Source organism: Sphingobacterium sp. SGL-16 (assembly GCF_011043515.1).
Lineage (GTDB): Bacteria > Bacteroidota > Bacteroidia > Sphingobacteriales > Sphingobacteriaceae > Sphingobacterium > Sphingobacterium litopenaei.
The window spans coordinates 120,433-137,853 of sequence record NZ_JAAKGQ010000001.1; the positions used below are offsets into that span (position 1 = coordinate 120,433).

Consider the following 17,421-nt stretch of genomic DNA (forward strand, 5'->3'; position numbering starts at 1 on the left):
GTTAATAAGCTAATTAAAATCTAAGAAAAATGGGAATAGTACTAACTCGCAAGAATATATATTTTAAACCTGATACCACTCGTGTCTTAGCTCGGTTTTTTAATTTAAGTAATGAACGAAAAGAAAAAGTTATTAAACGAGTTATTTCTTTGTCCAAAAGTGAAAAAGAAGTGCTTTTAAATCAGATACTTCGTAATTTTTCTAATAGACATAGAAGTGTTGTTGAGATATGGGAAAGAAATTTTAAGCGAGCAATGGAAGCACCTCTAAGTAAAGAAACTTTAGAATACCCCTATACTTACAAGGATAAGTTGTTAATAGGAGCCTATTTTACGATGGAATATTCCGTAGAGTCGGCCGCTTTTTTCAATCCTTCTATCGTGGAATCGCCCGATCAAACGCAGCTAGAGGATGGTCAAAAACGAATTATTTTAAGTTTTAGAGCTACAGGAGAAGGTCATGTATCATCCATTGTTTTTCGTTCTGGTATTATCGATAAAGATCTAAATATTCAATTGGATGAAGTCGGACGTCTTTTAGAAAAACCTAAGAATTTTAAAAATCATATATACATTAAGCACGAATTTTTTGAGAAGCTTTCCAATATCGATTCGGTGGATGATGCATTCAATACTATTGTATATAATAAATTTCCAGAAACATTTGTATATGAAGAACTCAGACGTTTCATAAAAGAATTGAATGCTGAATATGGCTCCAATCCTATTTATAACCAGTTTTTGAATCATATACTTTGGCTAGCCTCTTCGCATTATCAGATTTCTTATTCATTGAATACCTCTATTTCCGAACGCGTAATCTTTCCTATTAGCGATACCGAAAGAAATGGCATTGAAGATGCACGGTTTCTGAAATTTGATCAAGGAAATGGTTCTTTTATTTATTATGCTACCTATACTGCTTATGATGGAATAACTATCATGCCCAAATTACTTTCTACCAAGGATTTTGTCACCTTCAAAATTCAGCCTATTAATGGTAAAGTCGCCAATAAAGGAGCTGCTATTTTCCCCAAAAAAATTAATGGAAAATACGCTATGCTGTGCCGGGTCGATGGAGAAAATAACTATATCTGTTTTTCAGATGATTTAATTAATTGGCATCAGGATGTAATTTTGCTTCGGGAGCCAAAATATCCTTGTGAATTTATCCAAATAGGAAATTGTGGTTCACCTATCGAAACGGAAAAAGGCTGGTTAGTACTGACACATAGTGTAGGACCTATGCGTCAATACAGTATAAGTGTAAGTTTGTTGGATTTAAATGATCCTACTAAAATTATCGGAAGGTTAAAAGAACCGCTCATTTACCCCAATCAAGAAGAACGTGAGGGATATGTTCCGAATGTAGTTTATTCATGTGGGCAAATCATTCATAATGGTCATTTAATAATTCCATATGCAATGTCTGATTACGCGTCTACTTATGCCATCATTAACTTAGATGATTTATTGAATGAGTTGCTATCAAATCCTTAATGTATAGTATGATTCAAAATGATCTATAATTGAGATTATTCCATAGATTCGTTTTGGAAAATTAGTTTATATTCGGTCAATTATATCACCTATTATAAACAGCATTACTCGAAAGTTTAATATTTTTACCAATTATCTATGATGAAATCAATAAGACTTAGACTTATTCAGAATTTATCTGTTGTATTTTTATTTTTTATAGGATTTACTCATCCTGCTTTTGCACAAGAATGGAAAGCCAAATGGATTTCAATGGACTTACCTGAAACAGATAAAATAAATGTCTGGATTGGTTTTGTAAAAGAAGTAAACGTAAAAAATGTTCCAAAATCGGCTCTTGCTAAAATTGCTGTGGATAGTAAATACTGGCTATATATCAATGGAAAATTGGTCGTATTTGAAGGAGGTGTAAAACGCGGGCCAAATATTAATGATACCTATTATGATGAAGTAAATATAGCTCCCTATTTAAAAACAGGAAAAAATATCATAGCAGTGGATCTGTGGTATTTTGGCAAGCAAGGATTTTCACATCACGACAGCGGAAAAGCTGGTTTGTTATTCGATCTTCAAAGCAATGGTTTAACAATTTTGTCTGACGAGACCTGGAACGTTAATCGAATTTTATCCTATAAAATGGCAGATAAACCGCACGCTAATTTTAGACTACCTGAATCAAGTTTATTGTTCGATGCGAGAGAAGTTGATAAAAGATCAATGCATATTAATGATGAATCACAAGCTTCTCAACATGCTATTGTGGTGGCAAAAGCAGGAGATGCACCATGGAATAAACTCGTGAAAAGATCCATTCCCCAATGGAAAGACTTTGGAATAAAAAAAATCCACAAAAAAGATATAATACGTGATGGGGATACATTAAAATGTAAACTACCCTATAATATGCAATTCACACCGGTGATTGCTTTAAAAAAGGCTCCAGCAGGTCAAAAAATAACTTTGGCTACAGATAATTTCTACCATTATGATGGCGATGATGATATAATTCGTGCTGAATATATCACCAAAGAGGGTAAACAGCAGTATGAAAGTCCAGGCTGGATGAATGGGCATTACATGTATGTAGTGGCTTCTAATGATATTGAATTCGATTTTATTGGATATCGAGAGACAGGATATAATACAGAATTTGCTGGAGAATTTCACTGTTCGGACGAGTTTTTCAATAAGCTATGGCAGAAGGCACGAAGAACGCTGTATGTCACCATGCGCGACAATTATATGGATTGTCCAGATCGTGAACGTTCACTTTGGACGGGGGATGCTGTTTTGGAGAGTGAAGAATCTTTTTATGCATTATCTCCATCTTCACATGCATTATCAAAAAAATGGCTTTTAGAAATGTTTGGTTGGCAAAGAGAGGATGGAAGTTTACATTCTCCCATCCCTAGTGTGATTTGGGGTAGAGAATTACCCGGTCAGATTCTGGCCACTATCGGACATTATGGTGTTTGGAACTATTATCTTCATACTGGAGATAAGGAAATGATTGAATTTGCTTATCCAAAAAGCCAAAAATATTTGGATTTGTGGGAATTTCAGGACAATGGATTAGTAAAAGTTCGTAAAGGCGAATGGAATTGGGGAGACTGGGGGGAGAATAGAGATATAACATTGCTCTATAATTTGTGGTATTATCTAGCTTTAAAAAGTCAGCATGCCATTGCTATAGAATTAGGATATTCAAAAGATCAGGAAATTCTTGCCTCTAAAATGGCTAAATTAAAAGCTGCGTTCAATCAAGTGTTTTGGAAAGATGGTCAATATAGATCTACAGAGTATGAAGGATTGACAGATGATAGAGCACATGCCTTAGCCGTCGTTTCGGGCATAGCAGAGCCAGAAAAATATGCAGAGATAGAAAAGGTTTTTGAAACACAACATCATGCAAGTCCGTATATGGAAAAATATGTTTTTGAAGCGATGTATATAATGGGAATCCCTGCAAAAGCAAATCAAAGACATAAACAACGTTTTGAAAAGATGGTCAATAACAACTGTTTTTCGACTTTATTTGAGGGATGGGGGATTGGCAAAGAAGGTTTTGGTGGTGGTACGGTTAATCATGCCTGGAGTGGAGGAGGGCTAAGTATTTTACATGGATATATGGCTGGTATCCGCCCCTATAAACCAGGGTACGATGAATTCATAGTAAGTCCAAACGTCGAAGGGATAAAAAATCTGCACACTTTGGTGCCATCTATTAAAGGAAACATTATCTTGGATATTAGGAATACAAATAATCTGCTTTCTTTAAAACTTCATGTTCCAAACTCGACAAAAGCTCGATTTAGTCTGCCAAAGGAATATGATATGGATAATCTGGTGATAAAAAGAAATGGAAAGTCACTAAAAGATTTTGTGAAAGAAGGAAAAGAAATACTATTGGAGGGTGGTAAATGGTCTATTCAAGCTAAAAAGAAAAACTAATACAGTGAGCTAATAGAAGTTTATTTTTAAGACTCTAAATCAATTTGTTTTATAAGTAAGATGCTTATCTTTATGGGATTGTGCTATGTAAGGTAGAGCAATACATCAACCTACTTGAATAACAAATTATGAGACTTAAACTAATTAATCTACTCTTTTCTTTCTTTATTTCCATTTCGGTTTTTGCGCAACCCACGGGTAAATTAGCAGTGCATGATCCCGTTATGATTAAGCATCAGGATACTTATTATTTATTCTCCACGGGGCATGGAATTGCGGTTTCAAGTTCTAGAGATATGATAAATTGGAAAAGAGAAAAACCAGTTTTTAGTGTACCTCCGCAATGGACTGTTGAAAAAGTGCCGACGTTCAAAGGGCACATTTGGGCACCAGACATCGCTTTCTTTAATGGTAAATACTATTTGTACTATAGCGTTTCTGCTTTTGGAAAAAATACTTCTGGCATCGGCGTAGCAACCAATGTGACTTTGGACAAGGATGATCCTAATTTCAAATGGCAAGATCATGGTTTAGTTATTCAATCTATTCCAGGGCAGACGAATTGGAATGCTATTGACCCAAACATTATTTTAGATAAAAAAGGAACGCCGTATATGAGTTTTGGTTCTTTTTGGGATGGAATCAAATTAGTGAAATTGTCTAAAGATGGTCTTCGTGTAGAAGATGACATTACAAATATTCCAACTATAGCAAGTCGAAAAAAGTCCTCCAAAGATCCGAATCCGCCTTCTGTGGATGACAATCCAAAAGATGCGGGAGGAAATGCTATAGAAGCACCATTTATTTTTAAGCATAAAGACTATTATTATCTTTTTGTTTCCATAGATTACTGTTGTAAAGGTGTAAATAGCACATATAAAATGATTGTAGGAAGATCAAAAAATATAAAAGGTCCATATCTGGATGAAAAAGGAATTGATTTAGCGCAGGCAGGGGGAAAGTTGGTTCTGGCGGGAAACGAAAATTGGCATGGAGTAGGACATAATGCTGTCGTCCATACAGAAAACCAAGATTATATTCTATTTCATGGTTATGATGCTAAAGACGCAGGAAGATCAAAATTGCTTATCAAAAAAATTACTTGGGATAAGCAGGGATGGCCTACCGTTAAATTAAATTAATTCCTGACCACAGTTTATATTGTCAATCCTTTATTATACTTCCACTATAATAAAGGATTGGTCTTTTTTCTCTCTTCTTAGTACGGGTAAAGCAACATTATAAACAGGAATTTTTGTGGAAGTCTGACCTTTAGGAGAACCCGCGTGTGCGTGCCCATGAAAAGCTACCGTAACCTGTCTACGGCTTATAGTATCCGCCAAATGTGATGACCCCAAGAAAGGATAAAGCTGTTCGGGTTCTCCGATAATGGTTTCTTTGATGGGCGAATAGTGCAGCAATACTACTTTAGGCATCTGCGGATTATCTTGTTCCAATCTTGTCAGTGCACGGTCCAATTGTAATGCCTCATCTACGGCTTCATGAACAAATTGCTTCATCATTTCTTCCCCAAAAAGAGAAAGCATATATTGTTCAAATCCTCCACCAAAACCTTTCACCCCAGCAAAAGCTACATCGTGAATAACAATGGATTCTCCATCAAGGATAGTCATATCATGCTCCGCTAAAATTTGTTTAATCATCTTTTGACGACCTTTTTCATAATCATGATTTCCCAAAACACCAATCACGGGCACTTGTAACACATCCAATCCTTCACCTAAAATGCGAGCTTCTTCTTCATCGCCCGTATCGGTTAGATCACCACAAATCAGCAAAATATCTGCCTTCTCATTAATCTCTTTAAACGTACTTCTCAAAATCCCTTTGTCGCTACTTTTAGTATGTATATCCGCCATAGCGGCTATTCTTATTTTCTTTCTATTCGCCATAATTAAACGGTTGTGATCGTATAACTTTTATAATTCCATTCTTTCACATCCACTTGATATTGAGTTTGATCAATCAAAGGACCTCTACAAACTCTTTCAACAGGTGAGGGGAGATCATATTGTTCATTAGCCCTACGCATCAATTCATCAAAAAGCCATTTTGGAATGATTTCTCTATATTCTGAAGGGTACACAAATTGGAAAATTAGAATCTGTGCCAACAGTAAATGCCAATGCGTGTCTAATCTGTACAAGAGGATTTCCCAATTCACTTCCTTGCCGTATTTCAACAAGATGTGATTTATATCTGCATTGTCATTTCTTTCTCTATTCTGCACATATATTTTGCACCAGATAAGTTCTTCAACAGGAATAAATTTTACGGGTACATCCGCAAAATAGCCATCACTGGCGCGTTCGTACCAACTTTCATCCACCGTACATATATTGCTGACTGTGTCGAAAATAATATCGATGAAATAGTCTCCATGGAATACCTTAGCAAGCCAACGCGCGTCAGTCACTTCGGTGCGGTATCCTTGCTCGGCAAAGTATTTAAGAATTTTTGGGTATTCACTGCTTTTGCAGAATATATCTAAATCTTTCGTGTCCCTAAAAATTCCCGTATAATGAAACATCGCGAAAGCGCCTCCTAACATAAATTGGCAACCACTAGCATGAAGCATTTCCAACGCTTCTTTGTAAAATGCTGTCGATTCTTGTTTTTCCTTTTCTGTGCTTAGCATATTGTTGTGATCTAAGTTAATCTAGCGAATATTGAACCATCAGAGCATGAAGAAAGTTGATGATAAAGTATTTATTGCTTATAGAATGTGACTTACATAAGAAAAGGGGACAAATCCCCTAATCGTATAGTAAATATGAATTTTAAACAAATTGAAATCTTACTGTTTAGATTTATCCACTACAAAGATAGTTTCTATCTTTTCTTGATACACCTCTACAGTGTTTAGATATATATCTTTTTTAGTTTGTAAGATGTAATCGGTATCTGTGAAAGTATCTACATAGTCCACAGACTCTTCTTGGATATATTTTTCCCTATTCGTATACGCATCTAATTTATACATAGTGAAGATGGCATCTTCTTCCATAAAATGAATATCAGAGCGCAATAGATTTACACCATTTTTCTCGAAAATTTCCCTCGCTTCATCTGAACTCACCTTTCGAATTTTCTCTTTTAAAGCATGCAGTTCATCTAAGGCAGCATTCCGATTTTCAGGATAATATTCTTGTACAAATTGTTCAAATTCTTCGGGTTTATCGTCAACAATGGCATGATGCAAATATACCCGATAAACAGGATTATTCTTCATAGACCAAAATATTCTTCCCAAATTATCTTTTAGTTCTGTTTTTATTTCTTCTAATCGATGTGCTAAATTTTTCATAGTATTTCCGGTAAGTCTTGAATGTTTTAAGCTCATCCATGGATGAGATAACCTCAGGATGAACAAGAGTCAGAAAGATTTTGTTGAGAAGAGGACAAATAAAATCCTCACAGGTAGCTTTTATGTACTTCAAATATGTCATTAAATCATGCTTGCGCATTCCTCTTCAACGACCTTCGCTCAACTCGCGGGTCGGCGAGCGAATAGGAGTGAAGCTGTATAATAATTTTTAGACAATAAATTTCTTAATGATTTGCGAGACAACAGCGAGACACTAGCTAGATAAAATTCATCAAAAAGTGCCGCTTTTACTGTATACTTGATATAGATATTATTAACAAGTTTTTTAATCACTCGTAAGAAGAAAAGATTTAAAAATTGGTGATTAGACAGTATTTGGAGTGTTTTACAAACAAAAAATCCCCACATTTCTGTGAGGATTTCAGTGCTCCCAACTGGGCTCGAACCAGTGACCAAAAGATTATGAGTCTTCTACTCTAACCAACTGAGCTATAGGAGCGATTTTTTGTTGGTGTCAAAAGTGAACTTTATTCCGTTTTGACGATGCAAATATTGATATTTGTACTGAAAAAACCAAATTTATAATGCAAAAAATTGAAAATATTATCCTCGATTATGGCAACGTGATTTTTATGATTGACTTCCAGAAATCGCAACAAGCTTTTACTCAATTAGGTATATCAAATGTAGATGAAATATTTGCACATTCAGGCCAAATCGAACTTTTTGATGATTTTGACAAAGGAATTATTAGCCCCGCACAATTTCGCGATGGAATTCGGGATTTAACGAAAAACAACAACCTTACAGACGAACAAATTGATCAAGCATGGAATGCTTTGTTGCTTGGAGTGCCAGAAGGTAAACATGAATTATTGATTCAGTTGAATAATAAATACAGAACATTTTTGCTAAGTAATAATAATGCTATTCATTACGATTATTGTATGAAGCATATTCACGATAAATATGGAGTAGAGGATAATACTGGATTTTTTGAACAGGCGTACTATTCGCATCTGATGGGTATGCGTAAGCCAAATGCTGATATTTTTGAATACGTCTTGGAAAAGCACAATTTGGAGCCTGATAAGACATTATTTATTGACGACAGTCCTCAACATTTGCGTACAGCAGCTGCTTTGGGTTTGCATACAGCTTTATGCACGAAAGAGGAACCTCTAGAAAAACTTATAGAAAAATGGAATTTACTTTAATTTCGAGCAAATAAATTGATCGATTATTTGTAGTATCATTCCCAAAGGAAAATAAATCAGATTTATTGTAATTAGAGTTTGCATAATTAAGTTTTATTTCTACCTTTGCACCACAAAGAATTTTACAAACGAAAGGAGGTATACAGGAATTATGATTATCGTAAATGTTAAAGAAGGAGAATCTCTAGATAGAGCATTAAAACGCTTCAAAAAGAAATTTGAGAAGACTGGGGTTTTACGTGAATTACGTTCTCGTCAAGCATACGAGAAGAAGTCTGTAACTCGTCGTACACAAATTAAGAAAGCTATCTACAAACAAGGATTACAGCAAGAAACTACTGCGTAATTATTGTGTAGTGCACAATATAAAAAGTCAATCCATTTGGATTGACTTTTTTGTGTATAGGATATTTGATCCCAAGCTAAAAAAGAAAAGGAATTATATTGCTATAATTCCTTTCTTAATCTCGCTACAGGAATATTCATGGATTCCCGATATTTTGCTACAGTTCGTCGCGCTATCGTATAGCCTTTTTCTTTTAGTATTTCTGTTAATTTTTCGTCTGCCAAAGGTTTGCGTTTATCTTCGTTGGCAATACATTCTTCTAAGATTTTCTTCACCTCTTTGTTCGAAACTTCCTCACCCGAATCCGTTTGAATAGCTTCGGAGAAGAAAGATTTTAATAGAAAAGTCCCAAATTCTGTCTGTACATATTTTGAATTAGCTACGCGAGAAACTGTAGAAATATCCATATCAATTTCTTCGGCAATATCTTTTAGGATCATGGGCTTCAACATACGGTCGTCACCAGTTAAGAAGTACTCGTATTGGTATTTCATAATGGCGTTCATTGTTTTAAGGAGCGTTTGCTGTCTTTGTTTGATGGCGTCGATAAACCACTTTGCCGAATCCAATTTGGATTTGACGAATTGAACGGCTTCTTTCATTTTTTTGTCGTTCTTTTCGGCTTTTTCATAATGCTCAAACATATCTTGATAGGTTCTGGATACACGCAGTTCTGGAGCATTACGACCATTTAAGGTTAAATGAAGAACGCCATCATTGTTTGAAATATGAAAATCTGGTATAATCTGCAATTGTTTTCCAGCTACAGCTGCTGAATCACCAGGTTTGGGATTTAACTTCAAAATTTCATTGATAATATCTTTAAGCTCGTCTGAATTTACATTCAGTTGCTTCTCGATTTTATCGTAATGTTTCTTAGTGAATTCATCCAAGTAGTTACGAACTACTTCAATAGCCTTTTTTACTATTGTATTATCTTGGTCTTTCTTACGAAGTTGAATTAACAGACATTCCTGCAGATCACGTGCGCCAATACCAGCTGGTTCAAACCCTTGTATCACAGCAAGCATTTCCTCGACTTCGGATTCTTCAGCCATTACATTTTGGGAAAAAGCCAAATCATCAATCAACGATAGGATAGGACGTCTTAAATACCCATCATCATCCAAACTACCGATAATTTGATTGCCAATTAGATATTGTTTATCCGTAAGTGCTAATAAGTCAAGTTGATTTTGCAGCTTTTCGAAAAAAGAATCTTGAATGGCAATAGGAATTTCTTTATGATCCTCGTCATCCTCACTATTGTAATTACCACCGTAATCTTTGTAGTCATCTTCTTGAATATATTCTTCAAGAGAAAACTCTTCCTCAAAACCATCGTCATTTTTATTTTCATAATCATCCGGATCTTTATCTGGATAATCTTCGATGGAATCGTTCATATTGGCCAAGCTGCCATCTTCTAATGCAGGATTTTCCTCCAGCTCTTCTTTGATACGTGTGTCCAAAGAAGCTGTAGGAACCTGCAGAAGCTTAATAAATTGTATCTGCTGCGGGGATAGTTTTTGTAATAACTTTTGTTGTAGTGTCTGTTTTAACATATCGTAAGTTAAATGCCTGGTAAATTTAGTCAAATAATATGAATTTTATTAGTGTCTCTATACAGATGTTTTTATGTTGTAAATAGTTCACTACTGAAGTATTTGTAAGCGATTTATTTAGGGTAAAACAAACAATTGTTAAAATTCGTTAATTTTATAGCGGAGGATATTTTAAAAATCGTTTTCTATGCGATTTTTACCAAACATTTTTGTCATATTTACTCTATGTTTAGACGTGTTAAAAATCGATTCTTGCGATACATTATTATAGGAATATATTCTATTGTATTGCTCACATGTGCCGTTCAACTAAATTTTTTGGGTCTATTTGGATATTCCCCGACACAGAAAGACATCTTATTGCCAACCCTTAATGTAGCCTCAGAATTATATACCGCTGATTCCGTGTTGATTGGTCGTTATTTCGACGAAGATCGCGATCCAGTTTCTTTTGATAGTATTGCTCCCGAAGTTATTGAAGCCTTGATTGCTACTGAGGATATTCGTTTTTACAAACACAATGGAGTAGACTTTCTTGGTTTGGCTTCTGGTATTGTTTCCACGCTTAAAGGCGATCAACGTGGAGGAAGTACCATTACACAACAGCTAGCAAAAAACCTTTTCAAAACGCGATATGCACATTCTCAAGGTTATCTAAGTAAAATTCCTGGTGTCCGTATTTTGATTACTAAATACAAAGAATGGATGACTGCTTACAAGTTGGAAAGCAAATATTCGAAGCAATCCATTATTACAATGTACCTGAATACCGTATCATTTAGTAATAATGCATATGGAATTAAATCTGCATCTTTACGCTATTTTAATAAATTACCTTCAGCGCTAAACACAAATGAAAGTGCTTTGTTAGTAGGTATGTTGAAAGGAACGACCATTTATAACCCAATTCGTAATCCGAAAAATGCCTTGCAAAGACGTAATGTGGTATTATCTCAAATGGAAAAAGCTGGTTATTTGGATAATGAACAGGTAGCGAAATTAGCTCAAGACTCGTTAAAATTAGACTTAAGCTTTCACGATAATACGGATGCGAATGATTCATATTTGAGATCTGCTGTGTATCGCTGGTTAGACAAATGGAGTCAGGACAATGAGATTGATATCAATAAAGCTGGTTTGAAAATATACACTACAATTGATTCGCGCATGCAAAAAATTGCAGAAAATGTTGTAGCTAAGAAAATGGAAGAATTGCAACGTAGATTGAAAAATACTTGGGGAAGTAGTGAGCCTTGGCGTGACAAGGAAGGAAATTTGATTCCTGAGTTTTTGGAAAATCAAGCACGCAAATTGCCTGCTTACTCTAGCTTAATGCAGCGTTTCAATAACAATGAGGATAGTGTTTTTCAAGTGCTGAATGAAAAGAAAGAGATGGAAGTGTTTACCTGGGATGGTATGGAAAAAGTAAACTATTCTACGATGGATTCTTTAAAGCATTATGTAATGATGTTGAATACGGGTATGATGGCAATGAATCCATATAATGGTGAAATTAAAGTTTGGGTGGGAGGTATCAATCACCAGTTCTATAAGTTTGACCATGTAAACCAGGCCAAAAGACAAGCGGGTTCAACATTCAAACCTTTCGCTTACTTAGCGGCTTTAGAATCGGGAATGTCACCTTGTGATAAATTTACCGATAAGCCTGTGAAAATTGAGTTTATGGGTAAGGATGGGATGGAAGCTTGGGAACCAAAAAATGCGGACTGGTCAGTATCATATAGTGATATGACACTACGTCACGCAATGGCCAGATCATTGAATACCATCACGGCGCAAGTAACTGAAGCGGTAGGTCCAAACAAAGTTGTAGAGACCGCGCATAAATGTGGTATTGATAGTAAATTGCAAGCTGTGCCTTCTGTGGGGTTAGGGCCAAATGATGTGTCTGTATATGAAATGGTGAAAGCCTATGCAACTTTTATGAATGCGGGTAAAACCACAGAACCTATTTTAGTGTCTAAAATTGTAGATCAAGAAGGACATGTTATCGCTTCTTTTGAAACAGAACACAAACAAGTAATCAGTCCTGAAAATGCATGGCTGATGACCTATATGTTGCGAGGTACTATTGAAGAACCAAGAGGTACTTCACAGGCATTATGGGAGTGGGACTTGTTTAAAGAGAATAATCAAATTGGTGGTAAAACGGGTACTTCATCTGATTATGTAGATGCATGGTACATGGGCGTAACAAAAGACTTAATTGCAGGTGTTTGGGTTGGTTGTGATGAACAAAGTATTCACTTTAAGAATTCAGCTTCTGGTGAAGGTTCAAAAACAGCTTTGCCAATATATGCCATGTTTATGGAAGAAGTTTACAAACATCCGGAATTAGGCGTTACATTTGGTAAATTCCCTGAACCGACGGTGGAGATCACCAAAACATATCAATGTCCAACGCCAAGAGCACAGTATGTAGCTCCGGTGGACAGTACAAATACTGATTTAGATACGGATGTAGAATTAGATCCTTTGCAAGAAAATCAAAATTCAACGGAAGAATCTACAACTGAAGAACAATAAGAAAATTACAAAATTTATAGTATTAACTATTTAATTATGAGTTTGTTGGCAAAAAAGTGTTTTAATAAGATTTTGTGCTGCTTAGCATTAATGCTTGTCTTTGGGGGATCGGTAAATGCGCAGTATTTTGGGCAGAATAAAATGCGGTACAAAAAGTTGAATTTTAAAGTGTACGACACTCCGCATTTCAATATTTACTATTACCTGCAAAATGATTCCATGATGCGTTGGTTAGCCAAAGAGTCCGAAATCTGGTATGATATGCATCAACAGGTTTTTCAAGATACTTTTTCGCGCAAAAATCCAATTATTATCTACAATAACCATCCTGAATTTCAACAAACAACTGCCATTTCAGGCGAAATATCCGTTGGGACCGGAGGTGTAACTGAAGCGTTTAAACAGCGTGTCGTTATGCCTATTATGCAGATTAATCAACAAACCCGACACGTGTTAGGCCACGAGATGGTTCACGCTTTCCAATATCGTGTGATCATGGAAGGAGGGGATTCTACGCGTCTGGAAAATATCGGAAATATTCCATTATGGATGATTGAGGGAATGGCGGAATATTTTTCTATCGGTAAGAAAGATGCTTTTACTTCTATGTGGATGCGTGATGCTTATTTACACAAAGATATTCCTTCATTAAAACAAATGACGGAGCAGTCTTACAATTATTTTCCTTATCGTTATGGGCAGGCTTTTTGGTCATTTATCGGTTCTACTTATGGGGATACAGTTATCATGCCGCTGTTCATCGAAACAGCCAAATATGGGTATGAATTTGCGATGCGCAGAGTGTTTGGTTATGACGCGCAAACCATGTCTACTTTATGGAAAAATAGTATGGAGCAAGCGTATCGTAATTTAGGAAAGGATACGACTACGCGTCCCATAGGTATTAATCTAATCAATCAAACAAATGCGGGAGAAATGAACCTTTCGCCTACCATCTCACCAGATGGAAAATATCTCGTTTACTTATCCGAACAAGATTTATTTAGTATAGATTTATTTCTCGCTGATGCCAAAACAGGCAAGCGAATACGAAAGCTGGGAAGTAAGTTGACAAATAAGGATATTGACGAATTTAGTTTCTTAGAATCCGCGGGTTCTTTTTCTCCAGATTCTAAAAAATTTGCTTTTTCTGTGTTTTCGCAAGGTAAGAACAAGCTGATGATTGTGGATGTCGAAAGTGGTAATCCTATCTTGACAGAAGCTATGGGTAATATTGTAGAATTTGCGAATATAGCATGGTCCCCAGATGGTGAAACAGTGGCATTTTCAGGATTAGAGGAAGGAAGATCGGATTTATATACCTATAATATAAAAACTAAAAAACTTACGCAATTAACTGACGACCATTATTCGGATTATCAACCAAACTATTCGCGTGACGGAAAATATATAGTATTCAGTACCGATCGTGTGGCATTAGAAAGCAATAGCCGTTCGGTAAGTATTCCAATGAACTTGGCGCTGTATGAAATTGCTACAGGAAAAATCACAAATATTGATGTATTCCCAGGAGCTAACAATTTAAATCCACAATTTTCAGGTGATGGAACATCGATCTTTTTCTTATCGAATAGTGACGGATTCCGTAACCTATATCGTTATCATTTAAATTCAGGTACGGTAGAACGTTTGACCGATTACTTCACGGGTATATCAGGTATTACAGAATATTCTCCTGCTATATCCGTTTCGGCAAATGATGAAATAGTGTACTCCTTCTTTAAAAAGAAAAAGTATAACATTTATAAAGCAAATGTTTCTGAATTCGAACCTGTACAAGTTTCAGCACAGGAAATAGATATGACTGCAGCTATTTTGCCACCAAATGTAGATCGTGGAGTGAATGTTGTAAATCGTAACTTAAGTAATTTCAATGTTTTTGAACGTATCAACGATGCGCAGATTAGCAATATAGCTTATACACCAAAATTCAAGTTAGATTATCTAGCTAATTCTGGTGTTGGAATGTCTGTTGGATCGCGCTATGGTGCTGGTATCAATTCAGGCGTGCAAGGTCAATTTTCAGATATTCTTGGATATAATCAAATCTTCGCTGCTTTGAATATTAATGGTGAAATTTATGATTTTGGAGGTCAGGTTGCTTATATTAATCAGCGTAGTCGTTGGAATTGGGGAGGTGCATTATCCCATATTCCTTATATGACCGGTTTTTCACAATATGGTTACGAAGAATTTTATCAAGGACAGCCAGAGCTAGCGGTGAGCACTTATATTATACGGACTTTTCAAACACAGGCTGAAGCTTTTGTAGCCTATCCATTTAATCGTCATCATCGTTTTGAAGTGGGAGCTGCAATTTCTAGATATGGTTACCGTGTGGATAAATGGAGACAAAGTTATTGGTACGGCTATGGTGATAGACAAAAAATTACAAATGAAGAAGCTTCTCAATTGTTAGGTGGTAATTTTAAACCTTTCGTTATCCAACAAGTAAATTCTGGTTTTGTAGGAGATAATGCTGTATTTGGAATTACTGCACCCTTGCAGGGTTTTAGATACCGTTTAGGTGCAGAACAATATTTCGGTGATTATAACTTTACAGCACTTAATGTGGATCTTCGAAAATATAATCGTTATAAGCCGGTGACAATTGCTGCTCGTTTGTATTCATATATGCGTGTAGGAAAAGATGAAAGTGCATTATATCCATTATATATTGGTTATCCATATTTGATTCGTGGATATGAAAGTGGTAATGTAGATGTGACGGGTAATATAGGATTCTCCGAACTTTCTGGTTCAAGAATGGCAATTGGTAATTTTGAAGTGCGTATACCTTTTACAGGTCCTGAAAAATTAGCTCTAGTCAAATCAGGATTATTATTCTCTGACTTGAATTTCTTTGTTGATGGTGGTTTGGCGTGGTATGGTGGCAATACCATTAAAATGAATCGTACAGATGCGGATTTAGTTCAAGCCGTAGATAAAGATGGTCAGCCAGTAGTTGATGGAAACAATCAACCTGTAATGATCTATAACCAAAATGTGCGTGTTCCAGTATTTAGTGCAGGGGTTTCGCTACGTGTTAATTTGTTTGGCGCTATGATATTAGAACCTTATTATGCAATTCCATTCCAAAAAACGAAATCAAAAATTGGAACATTTGGATTAAACTTCACGCCTGGCTGGTAGTCTATATACCATACATTGCGATATATGTTAAGGTTGTAAAAAGCTGTTGTTTATGTCTAGGCATAAGCAGCAGCTTTCTTCATTATAGAGGTGTCCATGTTGTGGATTCCTAACCAATTCGGATTGTATTTACGAATTAATTTTTCTTTTTGCATACGTGTAAAACTATTCAATTCATTTTTTCTGCGTTCTGCCGCTTCAAAACTATCAAACTCTTCCGTGTGTACTATCCGTGAAAATTTTGGTCCACGCAACATAAAAGAGGTAGCCGAATTTTGTAATTCAAATAATTTTAGGGTAATGTCTTGACAATAACCAGCCTCAACATAAACTCTGTTTGCGTCTGTAGTGATATATACGATGTGCTTTTGCATAGTTTTTACTAAAATATTTGGGTTTACAAAATATGTTTACTAATTTTATTGGCACAATATTACTAATAATTTTAGTATTAACAAATAATTTTGAAAAAAATATAATGTCAAATATTGCTTCCAATTTGAAGTTTCTGCGTAAGAAACATAACTTAACACAGCAGCAATTTGCTGATTTAATGGGGATTAAACGTGCTTCTGTAGGTGCGTATGAAGAAGATCGTGCTGAGCCTAAATATGAATTGCTAAAAAAAATAGCAGAACATTATGGGTTAAGTATGGATGAATTAGCAAATGATGTGATCGATGAGAAGTGGAAACCTGTTGCAAAAAGTAATTCTTCTAATCTTCGAGTGCTTTCGGTTACGGTAGATAAGGAGGATAAAGAAAATATCGAACTAGTACCCGTAAAAGCTAGTGCTGGATATTTGAACGGTTATGGAGATCCAGAGTATGTAAAAGAATTACCGAGATTTTCGTTGCCAATGTTTAATCAAGGAACTTATCGTGCATTTGAGATTAAAGGTGATTCAATGTTGCCACTTCCAAGCGGTTCGATTGTGATAGGCGAATACGTAGATGATTGGCATGATATCAAAGCTGGTCAGACATACGTGGTAATTTCTAAAGATGATGGAGTGGTGTACAAACGTATAGCTTTCAAATATAAAGACGACAAAGGATTAAAATTGGTGTCAGATAATAAAGTTTATGAGCCCTATTGGGTGCAACCTGAGGATATCTTAGAAGTATGGAAAGCAAAAGCCTATATCTCTACGGAATTCCCTGAGCCTAGCGCAGAGCCAACTATTGAATCGTTAACTACGATGATGGCTCAAATGCAAAAAACTATAAATTCTGTAGTAGAAACGAAAAAATAGTATGACAAAATTTCTTGC

General features: G+C 35.7%; 13 protein-coding genes and 1 tRNA gene. 8 read left to right on the forward strand and 6 right to left on the reverse strand.

Annotated elements, in window-relative coordinates:
- The first annotated feature begins 29 nt into the window (after nt 1–29).
- The 3 genes from G5B32_RS00590 to G5B32_RS00600 all read left to right on the forward strand — a co-directional run bounded on the left by G5B32_RS00590 (nt 30) and on the right by G5B32_RS00600 (nt 5,092).
- Nucleotides 30–1,499 (forward strand): glycoside hydrolase family 130 protein, encoded by a 1,470-nt coding sequence (locus G5B32_RS00590; RefSeq protein WP_165289575.1) that lies wholly within the window; start codon nt 30–32, stop codon nt 1,497–1,499.
- Nucleotides 1,500–1,637: 138 nt separating this feature from the next.
- Nucleotides 1,638–3,950: an alpha-L-rhamnosidase C-terminal domain-containing protein gene (locus G5B32_RS00595; protein ID WP_165289577.1), complete on the forward strand. Its 2,313-nt coding sequence runs from the start codon at nt 1,638–1,640 to the stop codon at nt 3,948–3,950.
- A gap of 128 nt (nt 3,951–4,078) precedes the next feature.
- Nucleotides 4,079–5,092 carry an arabinan endo-1,5-alpha-L-arabinosidase gene (locus G5B32_RS00600; RefSeq protein ID WP_165289579.1) on the forward strand — a complete coding sequence of 338 codons (1,014 nt, stop codon included), beginning with the start codon at nt 4,079–4,081 and terminating at the stop codon, nt 5,090–5,092.
- A 33-nt stretch (nt 5,093–5,125) separates the two neighbouring features.
- On the opposite strand, the gene G5B32_RS00605 is transcribed toward G5B32_RS00600, so the two are convergent.
- The 4 genes from G5B32_RS00605 to G5B32_RS00620 form a co-directional block, all read right to left on the reverse strand.
- Nucleotides 5,126–5,863 (reverse strand): metallophosphoesterase, encoded by a 738-nt coding sequence (locus G5B32_RS00605; RefSeq protein ID WP_165289581.1) that lies wholly within the window; start codon nt 5,861–5,863, stop codon nt 5,126–5,128.
- Between the two features lie 2 nt (nt 5,864–5,865).
- Entirely contained in the window at nt 5,866–6,609 is a 744-nt protein-coding gene (locus tag G5B32_RS00610; RefSeq protein WP_165289583.1) for a nucleotidyltransferase, read from the reverse strand.
- Nucleotides 6,610–6,768: 159 nt separating this feature from the next.
- Nucleotides 6,769–7,278 (reverse strand): hypothetical protein, encoded by a 510-nt coding sequence (locus tag G5B32_RS00615; RefSeq protein ID WP_165289586.1) that lies wholly within the window; start codon nt 7,276–7,278, stop codon nt 6,769–6,771.
- A gap of 446 nt (nt 7,279–7,724) precedes the next feature.
- Nucleotides 7,725–7,798: transfer RNA gene (locus G5B32_RS00620), tRNA-Ile, on the reverse strand.
- A gap of 85 nt (nt 7,799–7,883) precedes the next feature.
- On the opposite strand from G5B32_RS00620, the gene G5B32_RS00625 reads away from it, so the two are divergent.
- On the forward strand, nt 7,884–8,516 hold the full coding sequence (locus tag G5B32_RS00625) for an HAD family hydrolase (RefSeq protein ID WP_165289588.1): 633 nt from the start codon (nt 7,884–7,886) through the stop codon (nt 8,514–8,516).
- A gap of 151 nt (nt 8,517–8,667) precedes the next feature.
- Entirely contained in the window at nt 8,668–8,862 is a 195-nt protein-coding gene (gene rpsU / locus G5B32_RS00630; protein WP_165289590.1) for a 30S ribosomal protein S21, read from the forward strand.
- 101 nt (nt 8,863–8,963) lie between these two features.
- Here the strand turns inward: rpsU and rpoN are convergent, their stop codons facing one another.
- Nucleotides 8,964–10,427 carry an RNA polymerase factor sigma-54 gene (gene rpoN, locus G5B32_RS00635; protein WP_165289592.1) on the reverse strand — a complete coding sequence of 488 codons (1,464 nt, stop codon included), beginning with the start codon at nt 10,425–10,427 and terminating at the stop codon, nt 8,964–8,966.
- 225 nt (nt 10,428–10,652) lie between these two features.
- Between rpoN and G5B32_RS00640 the strand changes: the two genes are divergently transcribed.
- Complete coding sequence (locus G5B32_RS00640; protein WP_165289594.1) at nt 10,653–12,974, forward strand: transglycosylase domain-containing protein; 2,322 nt, start codon at nt 10,653–10,655, stop codon at nt 12,972–12,974.
- Nucleotides 12,975–13,010: 36 nt separating this feature from the next.
- Nucleotides 13,011–16,148: a DPP IV N-terminal domain-containing protein gene (locus tag G5B32_RS00645; protein ID WP_165289596.1), complete on the forward strand. Its 3,138-nt coding sequence runs from the start codon at nt 13,011–13,013 to the stop codon at nt 16,146–16,148.
- A 56-nt stretch (nt 16,149–16,204) separates the two neighbouring features.
- Here the strand turns inward: G5B32_RS00645 and G5B32_RS00650 are convergent, their stop codons facing one another.
- Entirely contained in the window at nt 16,205–16,522 is a 318-nt protein-coding gene (locus G5B32_RS00650; protein WP_165289598.1) for a hypothetical protein, read from the reverse strand.
- 104 nt (nt 16,523–16,626) lie between these two features.
- On the opposite strand from G5B32_RS00650, the gene G5B32_RS00655 reads away from it, so the two are divergent.
- Complete coding sequence (locus G5B32_RS00655; protein ID WP_165289600.1) at nt 16,627–17,403, forward strand: XRE family transcriptional regulator; 777 nt, start codon at nt 16,627–16,629, stop codon at nt 17,401–17,403.
- Nucleotides 17,404–17,421 lie beyond the last annotated feature (18 nt).

Excerpts from the sequence above, each read along its gene's own strand:
- rpoN (WP_165289592.1), bottom strand. The coding sequence starts at position 10,427 with ATGTTAAAACAGACACTACAACAAAAGTTATTACAAAAACTATCCCCG.
- rpsU (WP_165289590.1), top strand. The coding sequence starts at position 8,668 with ATGATTATCGTAAATGTTAAAGAAGGAGAATCTCTAGATAGAGCATTA.
- G5B32_RS00625 (WP_165289588.1), top strand. The coding sequence starts at position 7,884 with ATGCAAAAAATTGAAAATATTATCCTCGATTATGGCAACGTGATTTTT.
- G5B32_RS00595 (WP_165289577.1), top strand. The coding sequence starts at position 1,638 with ATGATGAAATCAATAAGACTTAGACTTATTCAGAATTTATCTGTTGTA.
- G5B32_RS00605 (WP_165289581.1), bottom strand. The coding sequence starts at position 5,863 with ATGGCGAATAGAAAGAAAATAAGAATAGCCGCTATGGCGGATATACAT.
- G5B32_RS00610 (WP_165289583.1), bottom strand. The coding sequence starts at position 6,609 with ATGCTAAGCACAGAAAAGGAAAAACAAGAATCGACAGCATTTTACAAA.
- G5B32_RS00615 (WP_165289586.1), bottom strand. The coding sequence starts at position 7,278 with ATGAAAAATTTAGCACATCGATTAGAAGAAATAAAAACAGAACTAAAA.
- G5B32_RS00590 (WP_165289575.1), top strand. The coding sequence starts at position 30 with ATGGGAATAGTACTAACTCGCAAGAATATATATTTTAAACCTGATACC.
- G5B32_RS00650 (WP_165289598.1), bottom strand. The coding sequence starts at position 16,522 with ATGCAAAAGCACATCGTATATATCACTACAGACGCAAACAGAGTTTAT.
- G5B32_RS00645 (WP_165289596.1), top strand. The coding sequence starts at position 13,011 with ATGAGTTTGTTGGCAAAAAAGTGTTTTAATAAGATTTTGTGCTGCTTA.
- G5B32_RS00655 (WP_165289600.1), top strand. The coding sequence starts at position 16,627 with ATGTCAAATATTGCTTCCAATTTGAAGTTTCTGCGTAAGAAACATAAC.
- G5B32_RS00600 (WP_165289579.1), top strand. The coding sequence starts at position 4,079 with ATGAGACTTAAACTAATTAATCTACTCTTTTCTTTCTTTATTTCCATT.
- G5B32_RS00640 (WP_165289594.1), top strand. The coding sequence starts at position 10,653 with ATGTTTAGACGTGTTAAAAATCGATTCTTGCGATACATTATTATAGGA.